This window comes from Vibrio sp. 10N.261.52.C2, assembly GCF_041471425.1.
Taxonomy (GTDB): domain Bacteria; phylum Pseudomonadota; class Gammaproteobacteria; order Enterobacterales; family Vibrionaceae; genus Vibrio; species Vibrio crassostreae_C.
The window spans coordinates 65,402-91,509 of record NZ_JBFROH010000008.1 but is presented as its reverse complement, the minus strand read 5'-3'; the positions used below and the strand labels follow the sequence as shown (position 1 = coordinate 91,509).

21 protein-coding genes and 2 tRNA genes are annotated in these 26,108 nt (G+C 44.9%); 4 read left to right on the top strand and 19 right to left on the bottom strand.

What is annotated here, in order from left to right; genetic code table 11:
- Positions 1-146 precede the first annotated feature (146 nt).
- The 13 genes from rpsO to rlmE form a co-directional block, all read right to left on the bottom strand.
- Positions 147-416 carry a 30S ribosomal protein S15 gene (gene rpsO / locus AB4307_RS02075; RefSeq protein ID WP_010436144.1) on the bottom strand — a complete coding sequence of 90 codons (270 nt, stop codon included), beginning with the start codon at positions 414-416 and terminating at the stop codon, positions 147-149.
- Positions 417-634: 218 nt separating this feature from the next.
- On the bottom strand, positions 635-1,588 hold the full coding sequence (gene truB / locus AB4307_RS02070) for a tRNA pseudouridine(55) synthase TruB (RefSeq protein ID WP_017059233.1): 954 nt from the start codon (positions 1,586-1,588) through the stop codon (positions 635-637).
- Entirely contained in the window at positions 1,588-2,001 is a 414-nt protein-coding gene (rbfA, locus tag AB4307_RS02065) for a 30S ribosome-binding factor RbfA (RefSeq protein WP_017065964.1), read from the bottom strand. Before rbfA ends, truB begins: the two co-directional genes overlap by 1 nt.
- A gap of 134 nt (positions 2,002-2,135) precedes the next feature.
- On the bottom strand, positions 2,136-4,826 hold the full coding sequence (infB, locus tag AB4307_RS02060) for a translation initiation factor IF-2 (RefSeq protein WP_017059231.1): 2,691 nt from the start codon (positions 4,824-4,826) through the stop codon (positions 2,136-2,138).
- A 22-nt stretch (positions 4,827-4,848) separates the two neighbouring features.
- Positions 4,849-6,336: a transcription termination factor NusA gene (nusA, locus tag AB4307_RS02055; protein WP_017059230.1), complete on the bottom strand. Its 1,488-nt coding sequence runs from the start codon at positions 6,334-6,336 to the stop codon at positions 4,849-4,851.
- Positions 6,337-6,371: 35 nt separating this feature from the next.
- Complete coding sequence (gene rimP / locus AB4307_RS02050) at positions 6,372-6,827, bottom strand: ribosome maturation factor RimP (RefSeq protein ID WP_004738265.1); 456 nt, start codon at positions 6,825-6,827, stop codon at positions 6,372-6,374.
- Between the two features lie 234 nt (positions 6,828-7,061).
- Positions 7,062-7,138 (bottom strand) — tRNA-Met (locus tag AB4307_RS02045).
- Positions 7,139-7,191: 53 nt separating this feature from the next.
- Positions 7,192-7,276: transfer RNA gene (locus tag AB4307_RS02040), tRNA-Leu, on the bottom strand.
- 16 nt (positions 7,277-7,292) lie between these two features.
- Positions 7,293-7,625, bottom strand: coding sequence for a preprotein translocase subunit SecG (gene secG / locus AB4307_RS02035; protein ID WP_017059392.1), 333 nt, complete (start codon positions 7,623-7,625; stop codon positions 7,293-7,295).
- Between the two features lie 294 nt (positions 7,626-7,919).
- Positions 7,920-9,260, bottom strand: coding sequence for a phosphoglucosamine mutase (gene glmM / locus AB4307_RS02030; protein WP_017072092.1), 1,341 nt, complete (start codon positions 9,258-9,260; stop codon positions 7,920-7,922).
- A gap of 21 nt (positions 9,261-9,281) precedes the next feature.
- The gene (folP, locus tag AB4307_RS02025) at positions 9,282-10,112 is read right to left on the bottom strand and encodes a dihydropteroate synthase (RefSeq protein ID WP_102393175.1); all 831 of its coding nucleotides are present in this window, start codon (positions 10,110-10,112) and stop codon (positions 9,282-9,284) included.
- Positions 10,113-10,200: 88 nt separating this feature from the next.
- Complete coding sequence (ftsH, locus tag AB4307_RS02020) at positions 10,201-12,168, bottom strand: ATP-dependent zinc metalloprotease FtsH (protein WP_017068905.1); 1,968 nt, start codon at positions 12,166-12,168, stop codon at positions 10,201-10,203.
- 107 nt (positions 12,169-12,275) lie between these two features.
- On the bottom strand, positions 12,276-12,905 hold the full coding sequence (gene rlmE, locus AB4307_RS02015; RefSeq protein ID WP_017059396.1) for a 23S rRNA (uridine(2552)-2'-O)-methyltransferase RlmE: 630 nt from the start codon (positions 12,903-12,905) through the stop codon (positions 12,276-12,278).
- 114 nt (positions 12,906-13,019) lie between these two features.
- On the opposite strand from rlmE, the gene yhbY reads away from it, so the two are divergent.
- Positions 13,020-13,316, top strand: a complete 297-nt coding sequence (gene yhbY, locus AB4307_RS02010) for a ribosome assembly RNA-binding protein YhbY (RefSeq protein ID WP_004738252.1) — start codon at positions 13,020-13,022, stop codon at positions 13,314-13,316.
- Positions 13,317-13,441: 125 nt separating this feature from the next.
- Here yhbY and greA read toward each other — a convergent pair whose 3' ends face one another.
- A complete protein-coding gene (gene greA / locus AB4307_RS02005; protein WP_017059397.1) occupies positions 13,442-13,915 on the bottom strand; it encodes a transcription elongation factor GreA in 474 nt (157 codons plus the stop codon).
- 511 nt (positions 13,916-14,426) lie between these two features.
- On the opposite strand from greA, the gene AB4307_RS02000 reads away from it, so the two are divergent.
- Both AB4307_RS02000 and dacB read left to right on the top strand, forming a co-directional pair.
- Positions 14,427-15,485 (top strand): porin, encoded by a 1,059-nt coding sequence (locus AB4307_RS02000; RefSeq protein WP_372130946.1) that lies wholly within the window; start codon positions 14,427-14,429, stop codon positions 15,483-15,485.
- 111 nt (positions 15,486-15,596) lie between these two features.
- Positions 15,597-17,030: a serine-type D-Ala-D-Ala carboxypeptidase gene (gene dacB / locus AB4307_RS01995; RefSeq protein ID WP_372130944.1), complete on the top strand. Its 1,434-nt coding sequence runs from the start codon at positions 15,597-15,599 to the stop codon at positions 17,028-17,030.
- A 125-nt stretch (positions 17,031-17,155) separates the two neighbouring features.
- On the opposite strand, the gene AB4307_RS01990 is transcribed toward dacB, so the two are convergent.
- Together AB4307_RS01990 and tyrS are read right to left on the bottom strand one after the other, a co-directional pair.
- A complete protein-coding gene (locus AB4307_RS01990; protein WP_372130942.1) occupies positions 17,156-18,001 on the bottom strand; it encodes a magnesium transporter in 846 nt (281 codons plus the stop codon).
- A 381-nt stretch (positions 18,002-18,382) separates the two neighbouring features.
- Positions 18,383-19,570, bottom strand: a complete 1,188-nt coding sequence (tyrS, locus tag AB4307_RS01985) for a tyrosine--tRNA ligase (protein WP_017059402.1) — start codon at positions 19,568-19,570, stop codon at positions 18,383-18,385.
- 129 nt (positions 19,571-19,699) lie between these two features.
- On the opposite strand from tyrS, the gene shyC reads away from it, so the two are divergent.
- Positions 19,700-20,989, top strand: a complete 1,290-nt coding sequence (gene shyC, locus AB4307_RS01980) for a peptidoglycan DD-endopeptidase ShyC (RefSeq protein ID WP_065584911.1) — start codon at positions 19,700-19,702, stop codon at positions 20,987-20,989.
- Between the two features lie 84 nt (positions 20,990-21,073).
- On the opposite strand, the gene AB4307_RS01975 is transcribed toward shyC, so the two are convergent.
- The 3 genes from AB4307_RS01975 to erpA form a co-directional block, all read right to left on the bottom strand.
- The gene (locus tag AB4307_RS01975) at positions 21,074-24,166 is read right to left on the bottom strand and encodes an efflux RND transporter permease subunit (protein ID WP_017063268.1); all 3,093 of its coding nucleotides are present in this window, start codon (positions 24,164-24,166) and stop codon (positions 21,074-21,076) included.
- Between the two features lie 10 nt (positions 24,167-24,176).
- Positions 24,177-25,301, bottom strand: coding sequence for an efflux RND transporter periplasmic adaptor subunit (locus tag AB4307_RS01970; RefSeq protein WP_372130940.1), 1,125 nt, complete (start codon positions 25,299-25,301; stop codon positions 24,177-24,179).
- A gap of 271 nt (positions 25,302-25,572) precedes the next feature.
- On the bottom strand, positions 25,573-25,914 hold the full coding sequence (erpA, locus tag AB4307_RS01965; protein ID WP_004734539.1) for an iron-sulfur cluster insertion protein ErpA: 342 nt from the start codon (positions 25,912-25,914) through the stop codon (positions 25,573-25,575).
- Between the last annotated feature and the right edge of the window lie 194 nt (positions 25,915-26,108).

The window sequence follows — 26,108 nt, the reverse complement described above, 5'->3', positions numbered from 1 at the left end:
GTATAAACTATTTTTATTAGGAGATATATTTCCTATCAGAAAAAGCCAGATGATATTCTGAGCATCCAGCCTAGCATTTTCTTACAGGCACAAAAAAAGGAGCATAAATGCTCCTTTTCTTCAAACTGTCTTTGCAGACATCGCTATTAGCGACGTAGGCCTAGACGCTTGATTAGGTCTTGGTAACGAGCAAGGTTTTTGCCTTTCAAGTAATCAAGAAGCTTACGACGGCTAGAAACCATACGTAGTAGACCACGACGGCTGTGGTGATCGTGTTTGTGCGCTTTGAAGTGACCTTGTAGGTGGTTGATAGAAGCAGTAAGTAGTGCTACTTGTACTTCTGGTGAACCTGTGTCGCCTTCAGATTGTGCGTATTCTGCAACGATTGCTGCTTTAGTTTCTGCATTCAGAGACATAATTCTCTCCTGATAAGAGTAAGTTTATATTTGTAGCAGCCAATCTCTGATTCAGCCGCTACGCGAGCCGAGGATTATAGGGAAGTTTGTCAGTTGGTGCAATAACAATCGAACCCATTAAAAACAAAAAAAGCGAACCACCTAAATTAGGCGTTCGCTTTCTGTCTTATTTGCTCGCATTTCAAGGCAAACCGCTAAGATCTGACTCGATATAAGCGCTAAGCTTGTGGCTCTTCATCTCTGAAAACAACCAAACGCTTCGGTGCAACTCGGCCATCTTCAGCAATCTGAGCTACGCCGACAAACAGCTTCTCTTCGCCACTTGTCATACGAACCGTGCCTTCAGTTGGCGCACCAGCAACCTGAACTGGCATACCGTGCTGAACTAGGTCAGTCAGTTCCGCGTTCAGGTTTACTTCTGGTAAGTCTTCAACGGCAGTGTCCATTGGCATCAGCAGTGGATCAAGCAGCTCTTTCGGTGCAATTTCTTGCGCCTGTGCTTGCTCTAAGATCTCGTTTAACTGCTCCAAAGTCACCATACGCTCGTATGGGTACTTCGCGACACCTGTACGACGAAGCATGGTCACGTGAGCACCACAACCTAGCATCTCACCAAGATCGTCGGTAATTGTGCGGATGTATGTGCCTTTCGAACAATGCACTTCCATTTCAACTTCATCACCTTCAAAGCGAAGCAGTTCAATAGAGTACACAGTGATCTTACGAGACTCACGAGGAACCTCAATACCTGCACGTGCGTATTCGTACAAAGGCTTACCTTGATACTTCAATGCCGAAAACATTGATGGTATCTGATCGGTTTCACCCTTGAAGCTCGCAATGCAACGCTCAAGCTGTTCTTGAGTCACGTTAACATCACGTGTCTCTACCACTTCACCATCAGAGTCAGAGGTATTGGTACGCTCACCAAGCTTAGCGATAACAACGTAGCGCTTATCAGAATCTAGAAGAAACTGAGAGAACTTCGTCGCTTCACCAAGACAAATTGGCAGCATGCCAGTCGCAAGAGGATCCAGAGCACCGGTGTGCCCTGCCTTCTCTGCAAAGTAAATACGCTTTACTTTTTGCAGTGCATCATTAGACGAAATACCAGTCGGCTTATCTAATAGAATTACCCCGTTGATAGGGCGACCTTTACGACGGCGAGCCATTACTCTTCGCCCTTAGACTGAGTTTCGTCAGTGCGGCCAGCTTCTTCTTGCTTACGCTTGTCGTCGTTCAGAACTTCACTTACTAGGTTAGACATACGCATGCCTTCTACTAGTGTGTTGTCGTAAGTAAAACGAACTTCAGGCGTTAGACGGTGGCGAATACGCTTACCAAGAGCCATACGAACTGGCACTTCATGCTCTTTAAGAGCTTTAAGGCATGATTCCGGTGTTTGCTCACCAACACATAGGAAAGTCACGAACACTTTTGCGTAAGCAAGGTCACGAGACACTTCTACGTCTGAGATAGTTACCATACCAATACGTGAGTCACGAACTTCACGTTGTAGGATAAGCGCAAGCTCTTTTTGAAGCTGCTGAGACACACGTTGTGTGCGGCTAAATTCTTTTGACATTTTCTTTTCTCACTTAGAAAGATGGGGGGCTTGGTAATAACCAGCCCCCCATGGTGTATTCAACAACCGATTACTTATTACCTTTACTAGTAATGTTAGTAACCTTAGTCAATATGTCGAGTCGTACAGACTGATTAGTCTAGAGTACGTTTAACCTCAACGATTTCGAATACTTCGATCTGGTCACCAACGCGAACGTCGTTGTAGTTCTTAACGCCGACACCACACTCGTAACCGTTCTTAACTTCTTGAACGTCATCTTTAAAGCGACGAAGTGACTCTAGTTCACCTTCGTAGATAACAACGTTTTCACGAAGTACACGGATTGGGTTGCTACGCTTAATCGTACCTTCAGTCACGATACAACCAGCGATTGCACCAAGTTTAGGCGACTTAAATACGTCACGAACTTGTGCAAGACCAATGATCTCTTGACGGAATTCAGGAGCAAGCATACCGCCCATCGCCTGTTTAACTTCGTCAATCAGTTGGTAAATGATTGAGTAGTAACGTAGATCTAGGTTTTCGTTCTGAACCGTGTTACGCGCAGTTGCGTCAGCACGAACGTTGAAACCAAGGATGATAGCGTTAGAAGCTGCAGCAAGCGTTGCATCAGTTTCAGTAATACCACCAACACCAGAACCTACGATGTTCACTTTCACTTCGTCAGTTGACAGTTTCAGTAGAGAGTCAGCAATCGCTTCTACAGAACCTTGAACGTCAGCTTTAAGTACCACGTTAAGCTCAGCAACTTCGCCAGCCGTCATGTTCGCGAACATGTTCTCTAGTTTCGCTTTTTGTTGGCGAGCTAGTTTAACATCACGGAATTTACCTTGACGGTAGTTCGCAACTTCACGTGCTTTACGCTCATCACGTACAACAGTCGCTTCATCGCCTGACGAAGGAACACCAGAAAGACCTAGAATTTCTACAGGAATAGATGGACCTGCAGTTTCGATGTCTTTACCGTTTTCATCACGCATTGCACGAACACGGCCGTACTCTTGACCACAAAGAACGATATCGCCTTTGTTTAGAGTACCAGACTGTACTAATACTGTTGCAACTGGACCGCGACCTTTATCAAGGCGAGATTCAACAACAACACCAGACGCCATACCTTCTTTAACCGCTGTAAGTTCAAGAACTTCAGACTGAAGAAGGATTGCTTCTAGAAGACCATCGATGTTTGTACCCTGTTTTGCAGAGATGTGAACGAAGATGTTCTCACCGCCCCATTCTTCAGGGATAACGTCGTATTGAGCTAGCTCATTCTTAACGTTGTCTGGGTTTGCACCCTCTTTATCGATCTTGTTCACAGCAACAATCAGAGGAACGCCTGCCGCTTTCGCGTGCTGGATTGCTTCGATTGTTTGTGGCATTACGCCATCGTCTGCTGCAACTACAAGTACAACGATATCTGTCGCTTGAGCACCACGAGCACGCATAGCGGTAAACGCCGCGTGTCCAGGAGTATCAAGGAAAGTGATCATGCCGTTGTCAGTATCTACGTGGTAAGCACCAATGTGCTGCGTGATACCGCCAGCTTCCCCAGAAGCAACGTGTGCTTTACGAATGTAGTCAAGTGTTGAAGTTTTACCGTGGTCAACGTGACCCATGATAGTAACAACAGGAGCACGACCTTCAGCGATAGCATCGCTATCACGGTCAGCTAGTACTGCTTCTTCAAGTTCGTTTTCTTTACGTAGGATTACCTTGTGACCCATTTCTTCAGCAACAAGTTGTGCTGTTTCTTGGTCGATCACTTGGTTGATAGTCGCCATAGCGCCCATCTTCATCATTACTTTGATAACTTCAGTTGCTTTAACTGACATTTTGCTAGCCAGTTCAGAAACAACGATAGTTTCGCCGATAGCAACGTCAGATTTAGCAACAGTTGCTGACTTATCGAAGCCTTGCTGCATTGAAGTTGGTTTAGCAAGCTTACCTTTACCGCCACGACCACGTTGGTTACGACCACCACGGTTGTTTGCAGGTTGGTTAGCAGGAGCTGCTTTCTTCTTGCGACGACGAGGTGCTTTCTCATCTTTCTTATCTGCTGCATCTTCAGCTTCACGAGCGTAAGTAGAAGTAGTCACATGGTAATCCGCAGATTTCTCTTGCTCTTTCTTCTTCTTCTCTTCTTCAGACCAACGTTCTTGGTTCTCTTCTGCTAACTTACGAGCTTCTTCAACAAGCTTAGCTGCTTCAGCTTCTGCTTTACGAGTTGCTTCTAGCTCTTGACGAGCTTTAAGTTCATCCGCTTCTTTTTTCGCTTGTGCGTTAGCGTCTGCATTTTTTGAATTCATGTCTTTTTTAGCCTTTTCAGCTTGTGCGCGTTGAGCCTTCTCTTCAGCTTCACGTTTTGCATCCGCTTCACGTGTTACTTTTTCTTCAGCTTCGCGCTGTGCTTTCTCTGCAGCATCACGTTTCGCTTGCTCTTCAGCATCGCGTTGTGCTTTCTCTTCCGCTTCACGATTAGCTACTTCCTCAGCTTCACGTTTCGCTTCATCTTCAATAGTGCTGCGCTTCACGTAAGTACGCTTTTTACGTACCTCTACTTGAACATCCTTACTCTTACCGCCTCCAGCGGCAACACTTAGCGTGCTGCGGGTCTTGCGTTGAAGAGTTAAACGAGTCGGTTCTGTTTCGCCTGAAGTATCGCCGTGCTCCTTTTTAAGGTGCGTTAGCAATGTTTGCTTCTCTGAATCAGTCACTTGATCCGACCCTGCTTTCTTCATGCCTGCATCAGCAAGTTGTTCAATTAAGCGGTCAACTGGCGTACCAATCTCTTCACTCAGTGCTTTAACTGTTAATTGTGTCATACCGCTTTCTCTCCTTGCTGAATTATTCTTCGTCGCCGAACCAACAGATGTTACGCGCAGCCATAATTAGCTCGCCTGCACGCTCTGCAGTTAGGTCTTCGATGCCTTCTAGTTCATCAACGCCTTGGTCAGCTAGGTCTTCCAGTGTCGCAACGCCTTTTGCTGCTAGCTTGTAAGCCATTTCACGCTCAAGACCTTCAAGTGCAAGTAAGTCTTCAGCAGGCTCAACACCGTCGAAAGTTTCTTCTTTCGCTAGCGCTAGAGTAGTCAGTGCGTCTTTTGCGCGGTTACGTAGTTCTTCAACGATACCTTCGTCTAGACCGTCTACTTCAAGAAGCTCGTTCACAGGAACGTATGCTACTTCTTCAAGCGTAGAGAAGCCTTCTTCAACAAGCATTTGAGCAAAGTCTTCTTCAATGTCTAGGTGCTTCATGAAGTTTTCAATAGAAGCAACTGCTTCTTCTTGGTGCTTCTTCTCAAGATCAGCAACAGTCATTACGTTCAGTTCCCAACCAGTAAGTTGAGACGCTAGACGTACGTTTTGACCGCTACGGCCAATCGCTTGTGCTAGGTTATCCGCTTCAACAGCGATATCCATAGAGTGTGCGTCTTCATCAACGATGATTGAAGCAACATCAGCAGGAGCCATTGCGTTGATTACGAATTGAGCCGGGTTATCATCCCAAAGAACGATATCAATACGCTCACCACCAAGATCGTTAGAAACAGCTTGTACACGTGCGCCACGCATACCAACACACGCACCAACTGGGTCAATACGTTTGTCGTTTGTTTTCACAGCGATTTTAGCACGAGAACCGGCATCACGTGCAGCACCTTTAAGTTCAATTAGCTCTTCACCAATCTCAGGCACTTCAACACGGAATAGTTCAGCTAGCATTTCTGGCTTCGAACGAGTAACGAAAAGCTGGAAACCACGAGCTTCTGGTTTAACTGCGTAAAGAAGACCACGAACACGGTCACCTGGACGGAAGTTTTCACGAGGAAGTTGGTCATCACGAAGGATTACCGCTTCAGCGTTGTTACCTAGGTCTAGAATAATAGTGTCACGGTTAACTTTCTTAACTGCGCCAGTTACTAGCTCGCCTTCGTTATCGATGAACTGCTCAACGATTTGAGCGCGTTCAGCTTCACGTACTTTCTGTACGATAACTTGCTTAGCCGTTTGAGTCGTAATACGGTCAAACGTTACTGATTCGATATCATCTTCAATGAAACCGCCAAGTTCGATCTCTGGGTCATCGTACTTTGCAGCTTCAATAGAGATTTCTTTTGTTGGGAATTCAACTTCCTCAACAGCTTCCCAACGACGGAAAGTTTCGAAATCACCCGTTTTACGGTCAATTTCAACACGAACTTCAATTTCTAGTTCGCTTTTCTTTTTTGTTGCCGTTGCAAGCGCGATTTCAAGCGCTTCAAAAATACGCTCACGAGGAACTGCTTTCTCATTTGAAACAGCTTCTACTACCGCCAAAATTTCTTTGTTCATTAATCTAGCCTCTTAAGCTCTTCTCTCTAGGAGAACTAAAATTTAGGGATCAGGTTAGCTTTCGCAATATTGCTCAGGACGAATTCTTCTTCTTGTCCTTCAACCAATACTTTCACTGTCTCGCCTTCGATAGATTGGATATCACCTTTCCATTTACGACGGTTGCCGACAGCCATTTTCAAAACGATGCTTACCTCGTGACCAATAAATTGTTGGTAATGCTCTGCTTTGAACAGTGGTCTCTCTAAACCTGGTGAAGACACTTCAAGGTTATAAGCCACTGAAATTGGATCTTCAACGTCCATTACGGCACTTACTTGGTGGCTAACTTCAGCGCAATCATCTACATTGATACCGTTTGGTGAATCGATGTAAATACGTAGCGTTGAGTGCTCACCAGCACGAATAAATTCTAATCCAACTAACTCATAACCTGATGCTGCTACTGGAGCGTCAAGCATTTCAGTAAGTTGTCTTTCTAAACCAGTCATTTAACCACTCCAGAAACAAAAAAAGGGCTCAAAGCCCAATTTAAATTCCAAGCAAACATTATCTAAATACATTTACAAATGCTTAGATAACAAAAAACCCCGTATAAGCCGGGGTTTTTGTTGCTGGACCCTTATATGTTAAGTGCCATCACATTCGATATCGCACCTAACTCACAGTGAGGTTCACACTGTGCAAACTTGCTACCAATACAAGCTATATAATAGCATTGAAATTGGTTGCGGGAGCCGGATTTGAACCGACGACCTTCGGGTTATGAGCCCGACGAGCTACCAAACTGCTCCATCCCGCGTCCGACTTGCGAGCATTATACGCCCAACAAGATGTTTTACAAGTTTGTAAACATGGTGCCGAGAGAGGGACTCGAACCCTCACACCCTAAGGCACTAGCACCTCATGCTAGCGTGTCTACCAATTTCACCATCTCGGCATCAAATCTTTACAGATTATTGTGGAATTTCGTCGCCTTGCGCCGGAACTTCACTCACTGCATCATCAGCTTGTTGAATCACCTGACCTTGGGTCGGGTCAATCCATTGTGACTCAGTTTTATGTGTAGACATATTACCAAGCACTAAGCTAAGGATAAAAAATGTAGTTGCAAAAATTGCAGTCATTCGGGTAAGGAAATTTCCTGAGCCACCAGCACCAAACACAGTGTTTGAAGCGCCAGCACCGAAAGAGGCTCCCATATCTGCGCCTTTACCTTGTTGAATCAACACTAGGCCAATTACACCAAGCGCTGCCAACAGGTAAATCACAAGTAGAACTGTAAACATTTTTCCACCTATGTTCCTAATTGTTGAGCCAGCGCCGTTCAAAAAACTATTTTTAAGAACAAGGCTAGCGACCTCCTAACTGAAGGCCGAGCAATACTAGCGAATGCGACGATGGCTGACAAGGAGAATTTGCTAAAAAATAAGCCTTTACCAAGTGAATGGTCAAAAAAAGGTCAAAAGCGACACAAAACTCATTTACGTCTCTTTTGACCGTTATATCTTTTGACCGTGATATAAGTCAACCACTTCTAATCACAGGCGCTATTCGCTGCGCCAGCTAAGTAAAAGGTTAAATTAGCAGTTTGCTTTTACTGCATCTGCAATCTTAAGCGCTGATGCTTGAACAAGCTCTGCATCTTCGCCTTCAACCATGACACGCAGTAGTGGCTCGGTACCAGACTTGCGTAATAGCACACGACCTTTCTCGCCAAGCTCAGCTTCTACTTCAACAACCGCTGCTTTTACCGCTTCAGCTTCCAATGGGTTTGAATCTCCGCTGAAACGAACGTTTTCTAGAACTTGAGGGTATAACGTCATGCCCTGAGACAGCTCATTCAGCGTCATTTCACTATCAACAACTGAAGCCAACACTTGCAGAGCAGCAACGATAGCATCACCCGTCGTCACTTTATCTAGTAGGATAACATGCCCCGAATTTTCAGCGCCGATCTTCCAGCCTTTAGCAAGAAGCTGTTCCATTACGTAACGGTCACCAACAGCAGCACGAACAAACGGAATACCTAACTGCTTAAGGCCATTTTCCATACCAAGGTTGGTCATTAGTGTACCAACAACGCCACCTTTCAACTCACCGCGACGCAGTGCATCACGAGCAATGATGTAAGCGATTTGATCGCCATCAACTTTGTTACCTAGCTCGTCAACCATGATGATACGGTCACCATCACCATCAAAGCCAAGGCCTAATGCCGCTTTTTCTTCAACCACTTTTGCTTGCAGAGCACGTACATCTGTCGCACCGACTTCGTGGTTGATATTAGTACCGTTTGGCTCAACACCAATCGCAATAACTTCAGCACCCAGCTCTTTAAATACGGCAGGAGCTATGTGGTAAGTCGCACCATGTGCACAATCGACAACAATTTTCATTCCTGCAAGCGTCATCTGATTTGGGAATGTGCTCTTACAGAACTCGATGTAACGGCCAGCCGCATCGTTCAAACGTACTGCTTTACCAAGCTCAAATGAATCAACACATTCGATGTCTTTATCCAATTCAGCTTCAATTGCCAACTCGATATCGTCCGGCAGTTTTGTTCCCTCAGAAGAGAAGAACTTGATACCGTTATCGTAGTATGGGTTGTGTGATGCAGAGATAACGATCCCTGCTTCAGCGCGGAAGGTTTGAGTTAGGTAAGCCACAGCAGGTGTTGGCATTGGGCCAGTAAACGTAGCCTGAAGACCAGCAGCAGCAAGGCCAGCTTCTAGCGCTGACTCAAGCATGTAACCAGAGATACGAGTATCTTTACCAATGATGACTTTCTTTGTGCCTTGCTTCGCAAGAACACGACCCGCAGCCCAGCCAAGCTTCAGAACAAAATCAGGTGTAATCGGGTACTGGCCTACTTTGCCACGCACACCATCTGTGCCGAAATAACGTCTTTTATCAGACATAGTGATTTTCCTTAATTATATTTAGTGATTGTTGTTCATCACTTCGATTATTTTCATCGCTTCCAGTGTCTCCTCGACATCATGAACGCGAATAATTTGTGCGCCTTTCATCGCGGCAATCGTCGCGCAAGTGACGCTTGCGACCATGCAGTCGGCCGGAACCTTGTCTAGCAATTTAAAGATCATCGATTTTCTCGACATCCCCGCTAAAACAGGTAAGCCTAACGAATGAAACTTTTCAAGGTGCGCTAATAGGTGGTAATTATGCTCAATGGTTTTACCAAAACCAAAACCAGGATCCAGAATCAGCTGATCTTTTGATATACCAACAGCCTCACAAGCCTCCACCCTTTCTTTTAAGAACGCTTCAACATCCATTAGGACATCATCGTAATTAGGGTTAGCTTGCATGGTTCTTGGCTGACCTTTCATGTGCATCAGGCAAACGGGCACATTAGCATCGGCGGCCGCTTCTAAAGCTCCGGGCTCTTGCAGTGCGCGCACATCATTGATCAAATCAGCCCCCGCTTCAACGGCTTGGCGCATCACTTCAGCTTTACTGGTATCAATGGAGATCCACACATCAAACTTAGCGCGAATTGCTTTAATGGCAGGAATAACGCGAGCGAGCTCTTCTTCTAAAGGAACGTCAGGCGCTCCCGGGCGAGTTGATTCACCACCAATGTCAATAATGCTAACACCAGCTTGAATCATTCGCTCTGCTTGCAGTAAAGCATTATCTAATGAATTGAATTTTCCGCCATCAGAGAAAGAGTCAGGCGTAACATTGAGGATACCCATCACATGTGGGCGGTCTAAAACGAGCGTTTTATTATGTGCTTTTAATATCATGGAAGGTGGGTCTTAAAGGTAAAAACATCTAGGGCTAGAAACAGAAAAACCCTGAGCGTACTCAGGGTTTTAATTTATAACTTAGCGATTAAGAATCTTTGTTTTGAGCATCATCTGTTTCAGATTTAACTTCTTCAACTTTCGACTCTTCAGCTTTTGGTTCCGCTTTAGCTTCTTCTGCCTTAGCTTCAGGTTTTGCTTCTTCCTTTGTAGGTTCAGCTTTTACCTGATCACCCCAACCAGCTGGATCACGAATCTCTTGCTTACGCTCCATCAAGTCATCAATTTGACCTGCATCGATCGTTTCGAACTTCATTAGAGCGTCTTTCATCGAATGCATGATATCCATGTTATCTTCAAGAATCTTCTTAGCTCTATCGTAGTTACGGTCGATAAGGATACGAATCTCTTCATCGATAAGCTTAGTCGTGTCATCAGAAACGTGCTTAGCTTGGCTCATGCCGCGACCTAGGAAAACTTCACCTTCTTCTTCTGCGTAAAGAAGAGGACCCAATTTCTCAGAGAAGCCCCACTGCGTAACCATCTTACGAGCAATATCAGTTGCACGTTCGATATCGTTAGACGCACCAGTTGACACTTTGTCTTTACCGTAAATAAGTTCTTCAGCAAGACGACCACCGTACAGGCTAGAAATCATAGACTCTAGATGTTGGCGAGACATGCTCACACGATCTTGCTCTGGCAAGTACATGGTTACACCAAGCGCACGACCACGTGGAATGATTGACACCTTGTACACTGGATCGTGTTCAGGTACCAAACGACCAACAATTGCGTGACCCGCTTCGTGGTAAGCCGTTGACTCTTTCACTTCTTCAGACATAACCATTGAACGGCGCTCTGCACCCATCATAATTTTGTCTTTCGCAAGTTCAAACTCAACCATAGATACATTGCGCTTGTTACCACGAGCAGCAAATAGCGCCGCTTCGTTCACAAGGTTCGCAAGATCTGCACCAGAGAAGCCTGGAGTACCACGAGCGATCAGCGACGGTTCAACATCACCTGATAGTGGCACTTTACGCATGTGTACTTTAAGAATCTGTTCACGACCACGTACATCCGGTAGACCAACCACAACTTGACGGTCAAAACGACCAGGACGAAGTAATGCAGGGTCTAGTACGTCTGGACGGTTAGTCGCAGCGATAACGATAATACCTTCGTTACCTTCGAAACCATCCATCTCAACCAACATTTGGTTCAGTGTTTGTTCACGTTCATCGTGACCACCACCAACACCAGCGCCACGTTGACGACCTACAGCATCAATTTCATCGATAAAGATGATACAAGGTGCCGCTTTCTTCGCTTGTTCGAACATGTCACGCACACGAGATGCACCAACACCAACAAACATTTCAACGAAGTCAGAACCAGAGATAGTAAAGAACGGTACTTTCGCTTCACCGGCAATCGCTTTTGCAAGCAATGTTTTACCCGTACCAGGAGGACCAACCAACAGGATACCTGTCGGGATCTTACCACCTAGCTTTTGGAAGCGGCTTGGGTCACGAAGGTAGTCCACAAGCTCTTTCACGTCTTCTTTTGCTTCGTCACAACCAGCAACATCAGCAAACATGGTTTTGATTTGTTCTTCGCTCATCATTCGAGCTTTACTCTTACCGAAAGACATCGCGCCTTTACCGCCGCCGCCGCCTTGCATTTGACGCATGAAGAAAATCCATACACCAATCAGTAAGATCATTGGGAACCATGAGATGAAGATAGTGCCAAGCAGACTCTGCTCTTCAGGTGGTGTACCCTGAACTTTTACGTTTTGATTAATTAAGTCATCAAGTAGCTTTTGATCATAAACAGGCATGTAAGTTACATACTTAGAACCACCACCACGACGTGTGAAAGTGATTTCGCTGTTATTGAACTGTGCGTCTTGAATCTGGCCTTGGCCAACTTCCTGTACAAACGTGGTGTAATCTACTGCTCTGCCGTTACTTTCCCCAGGGCCGAAGCTCTGGAATACCGACATCAACACTACCGCGATAACAAGCCACAGAATTAAATTTTTTGCCATGTCACTCAAGGTGTAAGCCTCTCGATAACTAATTGTAATTAAAGGTAGGGTACTACAGTTTGTAACCTGTAGCCATGTTGTTAACTCTCACTCTTGGAAGAGAATCGTTAACCTTTGTAACCAGTGGCTACGATAAACACTTCACGAGATCGAGCTCGAGAAGAGTCGGGTTTTCTAACTTTTACTGTTTTAAACATCTCGCGGACGTCCTTAACGTATTGGTCAAACCCTTCGCCTTGGAATACTTTTACAACAAAACTACCATTGGTAGCTAGAACTTGTCGACACATATCCAAAGCTAATTCAACTAAATACATAGCTCTTGGCTGATCCACAGAATTGTTGCCTGCTATATTAGGTGCCATATCTGACATCACGACATCAACCATGTTTGGTTGTATACGTTCCAACAAGGCATCTAGCACAGCTTCTTCGCGGAAATCGCCTTGTAAAAAGCTAACACCAGCAATCGGATCCATTGGTAACAAGTCACACGCAATGATTTGTCCGTTGTCTCCAACAATCTTAGCAGCATATTGAGACCAACCGCCAGGTGCTGCACCCAAATCCACAATGGTCATCCCAGGAGACAGCAATTTATCTTTCGTTTGAATCTCTTCCATTTTGAAATAAGCACGTGAACGATAGCCTTTCTTTCTTGCTTCATTTGCGTACTTGTCGTCGAAGTGTTCCTTCAACCAACGGCCTGAACTGGCCGAGTGTTTCTGTTTGCTCATTGGATACCTAAATTGGAGGAAAGTACTAATTGCTGAATAAATTATAGTCTTCAGCTTTAGATGGCGTTAAAATAGGTTTTTTCAACCCTAATAGTAAAGAAAATTGGCCGCGTAATGAACCTAAGTACCAAACAAAAGCAGCATCTAAAGGGCCTAGCTCACAGTTTAAAACCTGTTGTGCTAATGGGCGCAAATGGACTTACTGAAGCTGTTCTAGCGGAAATCGAATTAGCTCTAGACCACCACGAACTGATCAAGATTAAAGTTGCATCAGAAGACCGTGAGACTAAGCAACTGATTATCGATGCAATTGTACGTGAAACTAAAGCTGAGAAAGTACAGACTATCGGTAAAGTTCTAGTACTGTTCCGCCAGTCAGAAGCACGTAAAATCGAGATTCCACGTAAATAAGCGAGTTTGATATAAGCTAACTTCACTAATAGGAAGCCACAGCGCTTATCTCTTAGTGTAGCGTGAGAAACGAAAAAGGTCGCATTTAGCGACCTTTTTACTTATCAGAAACAAAGAAAATTCAATTAGATATATTCTACTTTGTCGATTTCGAAGTCTTTGTCACCACCAGGGGTAGAGATCATGACTTCGTCGCCTTCCATTTTACCGATAAGACCGCGAGCAATTGGCGATTTCACAGAAATGCGACCCGTTTTGATGTCTGCTTCGTCTTCTGAAACGATTTGGTAGCGGAACTCATCATCGGTATCCACATCAATCAGTGTCACTGTCGTACCAAAGATAATCTTGCCCGTATTATCCATTTGCGTTACATCGATGATCTGAGCCAGTGATAGCTTATATTCAATATCACGGATCTGAGCTTCACAAATACCCTGCTCTTCACGAGCGGCGTGGTATTCAGCATTCTCTTTCAGGTCACCTAGTTCACGTGCTTCACCAATAGCTGCTGAGATAACAGGGCGTAGCTTAAGTAGGCGATCTAATTCGTCACGTAGCTGCTGAGCGCCACGTACTGTCATTGGAACCTTTTCCATTTTTTACCTCTATGCCAAAGCTTTCTTTGGCCAACATAAATACACCCAACGTATTTATTGGGTGATAGAAACAAAACGATTTGGCTTAGTGTAAACAAACTTTATGGCTAAATCACCTTTATTCCACTTTGCGTTATAAAAGCTTTATCTAGGTCTAAATTACAGACATCACAAAAATGAATAATAACCTCCCCATCAATAAGTGGAGAGCTAAATACCTAAAAAAACAAAAAACAAACAAAATAAACACAGATCACACTTTTATAAAATACACTCAAAAACAACCACTTAAACAAAAAAGATATAATAAAACAGTGTTCATTTTTTAGTTTTATATCATTTTACTAACTGACCATGGAACTTTAGAGGTAAAAAGTAACCCATGGATTGCACTGGCATTTTCAGACTTCTGTTCTAATCATGATTATGAAGCCTGATTAATACAGGCAATACACAAAAGGGTTCAAATCCTTAATAAAACTTCTATGGACAGTAATTAGGAAATAATAACATGAACAAGACTATGATCGCGCTTGCTGTATCTGCTGCAGCTCTTGCTACTAACGCAGTGGCAGCCGACGGTAAACAAGCTGGTGATATTGCCGGTACTTCTGTATACAGCTCAAACGGCACTTCTCTAGAGATCGGTGGTCGTGCTGAAGCTCGTCTATCTCTAAAAGATGGCAAAGCTGAAGACAAAACACGTGTACGTCTTAACTTCCTAGGTAAAGTTGAAATCCAAGACGGCCTATACGGCGTTGGTTTCTACGAAGGCGAATTCACAACTGCTGAAAACGGTGGTGCTACAGACAGCAACAGCGACAGCATCACAAACCGTTACACATACGCTGGTATTGGCGGTACATTCGGTGAAGTTACATACGGTAAAAACGACGGTGCGCTAGGCGTTATCACTGACTTTACCGATATCATGTCTTACCACGGTAACTCAGCGGCAGACAAAATCGCAGTAGCTGACCGTTCAGACAACATGCTTTCTTACAAAGGTCAATTCCAAGACCTAGGCTTAAAAGCAAGCTACCGCTTCGCTGACCGTGATGTTGACGCTAACGATGAGTTCAGCGACAACGGTAAAGATGGCTACTCTCTATCTGCTATCTACGCAATCGGCGATTCTGGCGTTAAGCTAGGTGCTGGTTACGCAGACCAAGATCAATCTAACGAATACATGCTTTCTGCATCTTACCGCATGAGCGATTTCTACTTCGCTGGTGTATTCACTGATGGCGAAAAACAGACTACAGGTGTAATCAAGAACGATTCTGTAGACTACACAGGTTACGAATTCGCAGCAGCATACACACTAGATAAAACTGCATTCACGCTAACGTACAACAATGCAGAAACTGACGGTGAAACTTCTGCAGATAACGTTGCAATCGATGCAACTTACTACTTCAAGCCTAACTTCCGTACTTACATCTCGTACAATTTCAACCTAATCTCTGAAAATGATACGATCGGTACAACAAACCTAGCTTCTAACGGCAAAGCAACTTCTGCTCAAGCTGAAGACGAAATCGCTCTAGGTCTACGTTACGACTTCTAATTCTGATTATCTAATTGATTAATTAGTTAATTGAGAATCAAAACGCCCGCTATCTAGCGGGCGTTTTTTATATCTGTATACTAAAAACATCAGCCATCCAAGAAATCTTCTATGCGCCTTCTATCCACACTACTGGTATGTAGTTTTTCCATTAGCGCTTTCTCAGTTAACGCTTTCGCTTACCCCCCTCTAGATAAACTGCCTGATGGCAGTAGCACCAGTGTAATTTTGGAATCCCTGAAAGGCGATTCAAACAAACTGAATTCCAATAGTGATGGCTTCTATCCACCCGCCAGTACTTTGAAGCTGGTGACAGCTTTGGCGGCTAAGTTGGAGTTAGGGGATGACTTTCACTACACGACCAGCATTGTTCGTTCTGGTAATGACTCAATCATTTCATTTAGTGGCGACCCAACGCTGCAACGAGAACAGCTTAAAAGCCTTTTGGCTCAATACGCTAAGTCTCAGTCCAGAGCCATCAAAGGCAACTTATACCTAGATAACTCGACTTTTACGGGCTATCAGCGAGCGGTGGGTTGGCCTTGGGACATTCTAGGGGTTTGTTACAGCGCGCCTTCTAGTGCAATGACCTTAGACAGCAACTGCGCACAAGCCTCTATTTATACAAAAGATAATGGTGCGACACGCGTTTATATTCCCGCTCACTATCCGATAGACGTGACGACCACCGCTGCCACGGTAACTCGCTCTGGGCAGAAGGCAACACAATGTGACTTGGAGCTCATCACGACACCAGATAACGCTTACAAGCTCTCTGGTTGCTTGGTTGAGCGTAAAAAGCCACTGCCACTCAAGTTCGCGATTCAAAATCCGGAACTTTACACCTATCAAGTCGTTACATCGCTTCTCAAAGAACTGAAAATAGAAGTAAAAGGTGATGTGATTATTGGTAAAAAAGCGCAAGCAGACAAAACCACGTTAGTCGCTAGTCACAACTCAGAAAAGCTTCCTGAACTGCTCGATATCATGCTCAAGAAGTCAGATAACCTTATCGCAGATAATCTAACTAAAACGCTAGGAGCAACATTTTATGTTCAACCGGGCAGCTTCAATAACGGCACTGAAGCAATAAAACAGATACTGCTGACCAAGGCTAATATTGACCTCAGTAAAGCGCAGCTCGTCGATGGTTCAGGGTTATCCAGAAATAACCGAATGAGGTCACAGACCATGGCTCAAGTGCTTCGTTATATCTGGGAAAACGATCAACAGCTCAGCCTGATTGAGGCTATGCCTACATCTGGCACTGATGGAACGCTCAAATACCGTCAGAGCATGAGAAAAGCACCGATTCAAGGCAACATTATCGCCAAGAGTGGTTCTCTATACGGCAGTTACAACATGGCGGGATACGGATTAGATAAAGCGGGAAAACCAAACTCTCTGTTTGTACAATTTGTCCGTGATTACTTCCCTGAAGAACAAGATCCAGGCAAACCAGTGGAAGCACCTATCACCCAGTTTGAGCGTGCTTTCTACAAAGATGTGGTCGAGTTCAGTCAAACACAAAGCAAATCTAAGTAATGCTTAGCTCTGTGTAAACTTCTACTCAAACAATAAAAATGGCGCTGAAGACCTTCAATCTGCAGCGCCATTTTTGTTTCTCAGATGTATTTAGCTATTTTTATAGGTGCCTATTTTTATAGGAGCTAAGCGATACCGAGGAATGAGTTAACCACAGTGAAGTAGATCCACATTCCTGAGATATCAACTATGGAAGCAAGCACTGGGCTCACTAACACCGCTGGATCAAGCTTAAATAGCCTAGCAACTATCGGCAATCCGCCACCCAGCACGGTTGATATGGTCACCTGAATAAACAGCGCTACCGCAATAGCTAACGCAATCATGTTGATATCATAACCACCTGTCGCTTGGTTTTCACTAAAGAGCAAAATACGTCCAATCATCACTACAGCAATCGCTAAAGCTAAACAAATAGCAACTCTAAACTCTTTCCATAGAACGTTAGCCCATTGGCGTTTTTTCAACTCACCTGTGGCTAAGGCTCGGATCACCAAAGTCGCTGCTTGTGTTCCGGTGTTACCACCAGCAGCAGCAATTACCGGCATGTAGATTGCCAAAAGTACCAACTGACTGAGAATGTCTTCATACTGAGCAATGATAAGCCCTGAGACGATTCCCAATAGTGCTAACGAAATAATCCAACCGATACGCTGCCTGACGTGGCTCATGACGCCAGTCGAAAGGTAACCCTGTTGAGGTTCTACCTCAGAGTAGATCAGCCCTAGTTGGTGAGCTAGATGTCGAGAGCGCTTCTCCAAGCCCTGCTCTTCTAGCTCACTAAGTAAAGTCTGAATCGTACTCAAAGAGCATTGCCCCAGCACTAGCACCGCATCTTCGAGCGGCATTCGATTCAAAAGATTAATTTGTTGTTCACGTCCGTACTGTTGAAATGCATTCGATACAGCTTGGATGTCTTGCTCTGAGTACAGAGCTTCAATAGATAAAAAAGTGTTGTTCATTACCGTCATGGCGAATCTCCCGATTGGCAAAGGTAACGACCATCAAAACAAATAGCCTATAGCTAATACACCAAGAGCGTACAGCTAAGCGCACCAAGAGCTGAAAGCTACTGATGTGTCTACTTGTTAGAATCTAGTGTGTGGAAAAGAATGCGGGGGAAAACAAAGATACCCTACCTGAACGGCAGGACAATAGATCAATACCGAGACAGGTTATTCTTCTCCATTCAAACTAGGAGGATGGTCGGTATTGTTCATAAAAATCTCCAGAATTACTGTCAATTTGACAGCGCGCATAGTGTAGCAATAGGCGTTTCAAAGTTTCGTCAATTTTAAGTCAATAAAAAAGGCATCCGTGGATGCCTTTGGTTCAATTATTGATGTGCATTATTACTTAATAGTAATACGAGCAAACTTACGCTTACCTACTTGGTAAACGGCAGTACCTGCTTCAGGCACGAATTTGCTGTCTTCAATCTTCTCGCCTTCAAGCTTAGCAGCGCCTTGCTTGATCATACGCATCGCATCAGAAGTCGAGTTTACAAGACCCGCTTCTTTTAGAACGTTCGCAATTGGCAGGCCTGCTTCGAATTCAAACTCCGGCATTTCATCAGGAACTTGGTTCTTAGCAAAACGGTTAACGAACTCTTGCTCAGCGGCTTCAGCATCTGCTTCACTGTGGAAACGAGCGATGATCTCTTTAGCAAGAAGCACTTTAACGTCACGCGGGTTCTTACCTGCATCAACGCCAGCTTTCAGTTCCGCAACTTCTTCAAGAGGACGGAAAGATAGCAGCTCGTAGTAGCTCCACATTAGATCGTCAGAGATAGACATGATCTTACCAAACATCTCGCTTGGTGCTTCGCTAATACCGATGTAGTTATGCGCAGACTTAGACATCTTCTTAACACCGTCTAGACCAACAAGTAGTGGCATCATTAGTACCGCTTGTGGTTTTTGACCTGCTGCTTTTTGCAGTTCACGACCCATTAGAAGGTTAAACTTCTGGTCAGTACCGCCAAGCTCAACGTCGCTCTCTAGTGCAACAGAGTCGTGACCTTGTAGAAGTGGGTACATGAATTCGTGGATTGCGATCGGTTGACCACCAGCGTAACGCTTTTTGAAGTCATCACGCTCAAGCATACGAGCAACAGTTTGGTTAGAAGCAAGACGAATCATGCCTTCAGCGCCAAGCTCAGATAGCCATTCAGAGTTGAAACGAATTTGCGTCTTCGCAGGATCTAGAATCTTGAATACTTGCTCTTTGTAAGTTTCAGCATTCTTCAATACGTCTTCGCGGCTTAGCGGTGGACGTGTTGAGTTTTTACCTGATGGGTCACCAACCATTGCAGTGAAATCACCGATAAGGAATGTCACTTCATGACCAAGCTCTTGGAAAGCACGAAGCTTGTTAAAGATAACCGTATGGCCTAGGTGGATATCTGGAGCTGTTGGATCGGCACCCAGCTTAATGCGTAAAGGACGACCTTCTTTTAGTTTTGCAATCAGTTCGTCTTCTGGAATCAGTTCTTCTACGCCACGTTTGATCTCGGCTAGTGCAGCTTCAATACTCGCCATTCTTGTTCACTCCCACAGATTTGGCAAAAATACATTAATTAGACATCTTACTTGAATAGCGATGTATTTTGAAACCAGTTACACTATTCCGTCGTCGATTTTCATAATATTTACAGAACGAACCGGAACATGTTGTCTATTTTTGCACGCCTTCCTATTTTGCACCGGGCTTTTATCGCATTTTTTAGTGCCATAATTTTCGTCGCGATTTTCTTACTCCCCGACGTCAACAGTTTGCGTGACGATTCGGGCGCTTTAGTTGTGGGAAAACATTACCCACTGACTATCAATGCCTCTGCACTTATTAGCTCAAGTGACGCTCCACCGACGGCAGTGCTCAATTGGGAGAAATACACCGTTCGCTCTGGCGAAAGCACCTCTGTTTTATTTGAACGTATTGGCCTCTCATACCGTCTGCTGATCACGCTACTCAATACCAATAATGATATTAAGAAGCAGCTGTCTAACCTAAGACCTGGTGATGTCTTGCAGTTCGGCTTTGATGAAAACAACGACCTTATTCAGTTAAAACGACAACTTAGTGCGTTTGAAAGCTTCAAGATCACTAAATCTGGCGATTCTTTCTCATCAAGTTTCGACAAAAAAGAAGTGGTATACCAATACAATTATGCCGAAGCCAACATCACCTCTAACTTCTGGAACGCTGGCGTCAGCGCAGGTTTAACCGCAAACCAAATTATGGAACTGGCCGGCATCTTCGGTTGGGATATCGACTTTGCGTTAGATATTCGTAAGAACGACAGCTTCAAAATCTTATACCAAGAGAAAGTGGTTGAAGGTGAAGTAGTTGGTCGCGGTAAGATCATGGCAGCCGTGTTCAAAAACCAAGGCGATTCATTTACCGCGGTATTGGATGATAAAAGCGGCAACTACTTCGATGAAAATGGTCGTGCGATGAAGAAGGCGTTCTTGCGCTCACCAATTGATTTTCGTCGCGTAACATCGAACTTTAACCCTACCAGGAGACACCCAGTAACCGGTAAGATTCGAGCTCACCGCGGTACTGACTACGCAGCCCCTGTTGGCACGCCTATCTGGGCAGCCGGTGACGGTATTGTTCAGAAGTCAGGTTACAACCAATTCAATGGTAACTACGTGTTCATCCGCCACAGCAACACCTACATCACCAAGTACCTGCACATGAAGCGACGTATGGTGAAAACCGGTCAGCGCGTAAAACAAGGCCAAACCATTGGTACTTTGGGCGGTACAGGCCGTGTGACTGGCCCGCACTTACATTATGAATTCTTGGTTAATGGCGTACATAAAAATGCGCGTACCGTGAAATTGCCTCAATCCAAGTCGTTAACTGGTAAAGCAAAAGCAACCTTTATTGCCAACTCAGAGATTCGATTAAGAAACCTTGAGCGATACGGTCAGTTACTAGCGACTAACTAGGCGTTTGTAGCTTCACTGCAAAATAGAAAAATGCAAAGAGCGCCCATCAAGGCGCTCTTTTTTATGCTCACATACCACAACTAGCTACTGTTTTTCAGGTTTGTTGTTCCGTCCAAGCATTAACAAACAAGGGGTTAATACTAAAGTCAGCACCGTGGCAAACGCCAAACCACCAGCAATAGCGGTCGCAAGCTGTGACCACCATTGTGTACTTGGCGCGCCAAACTCTATCTTTTGATTAATCAGGTCGATGTTCATCTCTAACACCATCGGCATTAAACCTAAGATAGTCGTAACCGTCGTGAGCATTACTGGCCTTAAACGCTGAACACCGGTTCTTAGAATCGCATCTCGCTTGTCCAAGCCTCTTTTGATGAGCTGATTATAAGTATCAATCAACACGATGTTGTTGTTCACGACTATGCCGGCGAGCGCTATTACCCCAATTCCCGACATCACAATGCCAAACGGACGTTGGAAGATCAGTAAGCCAACGAACACGCCAACGGTCGAAAACAATACAGCACTCAGAATCAAAAACGCTTGATAGAAGCTATTGAACTGAGTAATCAGAATCAAAGCCATTACCGCCAAAGCAACCAAGAAAGCACTTTGTAAAAAGGCTGACGAGTTTTCTTGTTCTTCGTTTTGACCACGGATGCGAAATTCCACGCTACTCGGCAGCCCTAGCTCACTCAATGCTTGTTCGATCTTTGGTAGTTCGAGAGCAAGGTTATACCCTTCTTCCATATCCGCCATGATGTTCACCACACGCTTGCCATCAAGGCGTTTAATGGTGTCTTGCTTATGGTCGGGAACGATCTGAGCGAAATTAGTAATAGGTACTAAACCTGCTGGCGTTTTCACCCTAAGCTGGTCGAAGCGCCCGATATCACGCTTATCATTAGGGTAGCGCACCAAGATATCGACCTCTTCTGAAGAGTCATCGGGCAGATAATCACCAATCTTGAGACCATTAGTCACGAATTGAACGGTATTACCCACTAAGGTCGCATCAGCTGCAAAGCGCGCAGCATCGTCGCGGCGAATATCCACCTTCCAATCGATGCCATCTTTACTCGCAGTATCGCTGATATTGGTCAGTGCTTTATTTCCATCAGCCCAACCTCTCACAATTTTTGCAGCCTGATTGAGCTGCTCTGGAGTTCTTGCCGACAGCTCAATCACTAAGTCATTTTCAACCGGAGGCCCAGCATCAGGGAACTTATATTCAATCTCAACACCAGCGTATTGATCGGTTTGTACCTTCAACTCATCAATAATCGCCTTAACGCTGCGTCGATATTGCCAGTCAACAGGCGTAATTGAGATCAAACCAATCTGGTCGTCACCACCAGTACGCGTGTAAACGGTATCGAACTCATCATGATTGAGCATCATCAGTTCAATATCACGCATGATGTCATCCTTTTCTTGGATAGACAGATCCCCATGCGAGCGAACTTTGACATTAAAGAATGGCGGATCAACTTCTGGGAAGAACTCTGCACCTAGACCCGCTTTTGAATAAGTAAAACCAACTGCAACCGCGAGCAGTGCCGCACTGAACAAAATCTTAAAGGGGTGTTTAATCGCTAAAGAAAGCGTGTGGTAGTAAGCCTTGGTTAAACCAGTAGCCTGTGAAAAGTCACCATTATGCAGTGCGACCATTCGAGCTTGGCTTTTAGACGATACGTATTGAGGTTTGCCAATCAAACCGCCCAGCACGGGCACAAACAACAACGCCATGATCAATGATGCAGTTAAAGTCGCGATCAGAGTTAGTGGTAAGAACTTCATAAATTCGCCCGTCACATCAGGCCAAAACAGTAACGGAGCAAATGCGGCTAAGGTTGTGGCAGTCGATGCGGTTATCGGCCACGCCATCCGTTTCGCTGCATCTCGGTAAGCGGCTTTGCGCCCTTCACCCTCTTGCATTCGCCTGTCTGCAAATTCGGTCACCACAATCGCACCGTCTACTAGCATCCCCACCGCCATAATCAGAGAGAACAGCACTACGATGTTGACGGTTAAGCCAAACACCGAAAGAACCAATAACCCGGTTAGGAATGAGCCTGGAATGGAAATACCCACTAACAAAGCGGTACGCACACCAAGAATCGCGATGATAACGATCACCACCAGAATAATGGCGGATAAGATATTGTTTTGCAGATCATTAAGCATGATCTTCACATCTTTAGATTCATCCCAGGTGTATTTGACCAACAGGTTATTTGGCCATTCCGCTTGCTGCTGAGCACCAGCCATTACCGCTTTGACTAGCTCAACGGTTTCGATGATGTTCTCACCTGCACGCTTCTTGATATCCAACACCACCGCAGATTTGCCATCTAAACGAGCAAAACTTTCAGGATCTCGAAACGCTCGACGAACCGTAGCGACATCGCCAAAAGTGACCACCTGCTTGCCATCCACTTTAATAGGCAACTCAAGCACGTCTTTTAAGGAGTTAAATACCGAAGGGACTTTGACAGAAAAACGTCCGTAGCCAGTATCAACAAAACCTGCGGCCACCACTCGATTGTTCAGAGCGATCAGATTATAGATATCCGCTTGATCTAAGCTGTAGCTCTCCATCAATAACGGATCGACAATGATCTCGACGATGTCAGCGCGATCGCCCGCAATATCGACTTCAAGGATTTGGCGATAGCTTTCTAATTTGTCTCCAAGCTCTCGGGCAATTTGCACTATGGTGCGCTCAGGAACGGTACCGAATAGCACAACAGACAAAACAGGTTGCTCAGAAGCCAGCGTCACCTCATTTACGGTCGGTTCGTCACTGTCTTCTGGTAGTTTTGGTTTAGCCAGATCAACCGCGTCACGCACATCGGCCATTGCTTTGGTGAGATCGACGCCAACATTAAACTCCAACACAACAGAGGCATGCCCTTCTGCTGCGGTTGCTGTCATCTCTTTTACGCCTTCAATCGACCTCAGCTCTTGCTCAATAGGTCGAACCAATAAACGTTCTGCATCCGTTGGCGAGATCCCTTGGTGCCCGACCGAAACATAGATAATTGGGATGGTAATGTCTGGGCTCGATTCCTTAGGTATCGTGATATAGGTGACGACACCGGCTACAAGGATTAACGCTAAAAGGGAGAGCATTGTTCGAGCACGAGACAAGGCTGCATCAATAATTGAATACATCGGTTATCTCCTACTCTGCGGTTACGTTAGAGAGTTCAGCGACTTGCTCAACAGCAATCACCGAATCACCATCACGCACAAACCCTTGGCCTACTGTGATGATATCGACGCGTTGACCTAGCCCCGTGAGCCACACTCCATCTTGTTCGGCCTTTACTAGCTGAATGCCTACAAACTTCACCGTTGGTGAGTCATCGACTGAAACCAAGGTTTTGACCCCTAGGTTACCCGCCTCATCCAATGCTAGCATCGCCGGTGTTATCTTTATTGCATCTCTTGTTTCTAGGTTGAGTTTAACTTCGGCACTGACACCTGCTGGTAATAGGCCTTTAGAGTTATCGATTTCTATCTCGATTGGGAAGGTATTAGTAGCAACAGAAGAGATACGAGAAACATAGCGTAAACGGCCTTCCGCTTCTTCTCGCCCTAACAAACGAACCAAAGCAGATTGATTGACTAGCAAATGTTGGATATGACGCTCACTGACATCCGCCTCAATAACCAAAGGATCGAGGTCAATCACGCCAGCAACAGGATCGCCAACACTAACGAAATCACCGAGCTCCACCATCAAATCTTGAACCACACCCGAAAAAGGCGAAGTAATCACAGTATTCTTTAAAGCCAATTCCGCATTGCGCATCATGGCTTTTGCTTCTGTTAATGAAGCCTCAGCTGTGGTGTAGGCGATTTCACCTTGCAGTCCTCTTTTCTTCAGTGACTGCGCCGCTTTGAACTCTTTCTGCTTCAAGCGATATAACGCAGATGCTCGCTCTAGTTGAATCTCTAAATCACCCTTATCTATCTGGGCAATGGCTTGTCCTGCTTTAACCATCCCCCCCTTAACAACATTCAATCTGACAATCTTACCCGCGACTTCTGCACCTAGACGAGCATGCCTATCGGGCGCCGTTCTTCCATAGAGATCAATCGTTTTAAAGGTCGGTGATGAGGTGAAGGTTTGAAAGGAAACCTTAGCCAGCGGAATTTCTGTTGCCTTTTTTTCAGGTGACTCTTCTGCTTGCCCTACGCCTAAACCAAGCCAGATCGACAACAACACGACTAGAGTCAGAGAAACCAGCCACGGCTGCTTCAATTTCTGAAAAAGTGGTGAGTGAGAAAATAGAGTGGGCATAACAAATCCTTTTGTCCGATGTCATTCAGGCGCGCTAGTTGGCTTAATAGCGTGATGTGCAACTTCCTTATGCACAAAGGTAACCTTAACAGACCAATCCTCAACGAAGTTGGACGCTATCGACAGTTTAAAAAATATGCCGTGTACTAAAAATGAGAGGAATGCTTTGAAAAGTAATAAGTTACTAAGTAAAAACAAAAACGCCGAACATAAGTTCGGCGTTTGAAATGTATCTAATACAGCTTTGAGCTCAAGCTATTTTCAACTCATGCTATACGCTGAATGATGCGCCACAACCACATGTTGTTGTAGCGTTCGGGTTGTTCACAAAGAAGCGTGCGCCTTCTAGGCCTTCAGTGTAATCAACCATGCCGCCCATTAGGTATTGTAGGCTCATTGGATCAACAACCAGCGTTACACCGCTGTTTACAATTGTAGTGTCGCCATCATTTACTTTTTCATCAAATGTGAAGCCGTATTGGAAACCGCTACAACCACCACCTGTAATGTATACACGCAGTTTTAGTTCTGGGTTTTCTTCTTCAGCAATTAGCGTTTGTACGCGGGTAGCTGCTGCATCAGAAAAAGACAATGGGATATTTACTTCGCTCACGACAACCTCTCTTACCTGTGTCAAAAACAACATGATACAAATCTAATTCGAGACCATAGTTGTTGAGTATTTTCTTATATTCCGGTGATTATCTAATACCTGACTGAAACGTTCAAGTATTCACCACAGGATCGGTCCTTTTACTGCTGTAAACTCGCCAATATCTAACAATTAAAACGTGTAACCACACAAAA

Coding starts and splice junctions, on each gene's coding strand:
- rpsO (WP_010436144.1), bottom strand. CDS start 416: ATGTCTCTGAATGCAGAAACTAAAGCAGCAATCGTTGCAGAATACGCA.
- truB (WP_017059233.1), bottom strand. CDS start 1,588: ATGGCTCGCCGTCGTAAAGGTCGCCCTATCAACGGGGTAATTCTATTA.
- rbfA (WP_017065964.1), bottom strand. CDS start 2,001: ATGTCAAAAGAATTTAGCCGCACACAACGTGTGTCTCAGCAGCTTCAA.
- infB (WP_017059231.1), bottom strand. CDS start 4,826: ATGACACAATTAACAGTTAAAGCACTGAGTGAAGAGATTGGTACGCCA.
- nusA (WP_017059230.1), bottom strand. CDS start 6,336: ATGAACAAAGAAATTTTGGCGGTAGTAGAAGCTGTTTCAAATGAGAAA.
- rimP (WP_004738265.1), bottom strand. CDS start 6,827: ATGACTGGTTTAGAAAGACAACTTACTGAAATGCTTGACGCTCCAGTA.
- secG (WP_017059392.1), bottom strand. CDS start 7,625: ATGTTTACAGTTCTACTTGTGATTTACCTGTTGGCAGCGCTTGGTGTA.
- glmM (WP_017072092.1), bottom strand. CDS start 9,260: ATGTCTGATAAAAGACGTTATTTCGGCACAGATGGTGTGCGTGGCAAA.
- folP (WP_102393175.1), bottom strand. CDS start 10,112: ATGATATTAAAAGCACATAATAAAACGCTCGTTTTAGACCGCCCACAT.
- ftsH (WP_017068905.1), bottom strand. CDS start 12,168: ATGGCAAAAAATTTAATTCTGTGGCTTGTTATCGCGGTAGTGTTGATG.
- rlmE (WP_017059396.1), bottom strand. CDS start 12,905: ATGAGCAAACAGAAACACTCGGCCAGTTCAGGCCGTTGGTTGAAGGAA.
- yhbY (WP_004738252.1), top strand. CDS start 13,020: ATGAACCTAAGTACCAAACAAAAGCAGCATCTAAAGGGCCTAGCTCAC.
- greA (WP_017059397.1), bottom strand. CDS start 13,915: ATGGAAAAGGTTCCAATGACAGTACGTGGCGCTCAGCAGCTACGTGAC.
- AB4307_RS02000 (WP_372130946.1), top strand. CDS start 14,427: ATGAACAAGACTATGATCGCGCTTGCTGTATCTGCTGCAGCTCTTGCT.
- dacB (WP_372130944.1), top strand. CDS start 15,597: ATGCGCCTTCTATCCACACTACTGGTATGTAGTTTTTCCATTAGCGCT.
- AB4307_RS01990 (WP_372130942.1), bottom strand. CDS start 18,001: ATGACGGTAATGAACAACACTTTTTTATCTATTGAAGCTCTGTACTCA.
- tyrS (WP_017059402.1), bottom strand. CDS start 19,570: ATGGCGAGTATTGAAGCTGCACTAGCCGAGATCAAACGTGGCGTAGAA.
- shyC (WP_065584911.1), top strand. CDS start 19,700: ATGTTGTCTATTTTTGCACGCCTTCCTATTTTGCACCGGGCTTTTATC.
- AB4307_RS01975 (WP_017063268.1), bottom strand. CDS start 24,166: ATGTATTCAATTATTGATGCAGCCTTGTCTCGTGCTCGAACAATGCTC.
- AB4307_RS01970 (WP_372130940.1), bottom strand. CDS start 25,301: ATGCCCACTCTATTTTCTCACTCACCACTTTTTCAGAAATTGAAGCAG.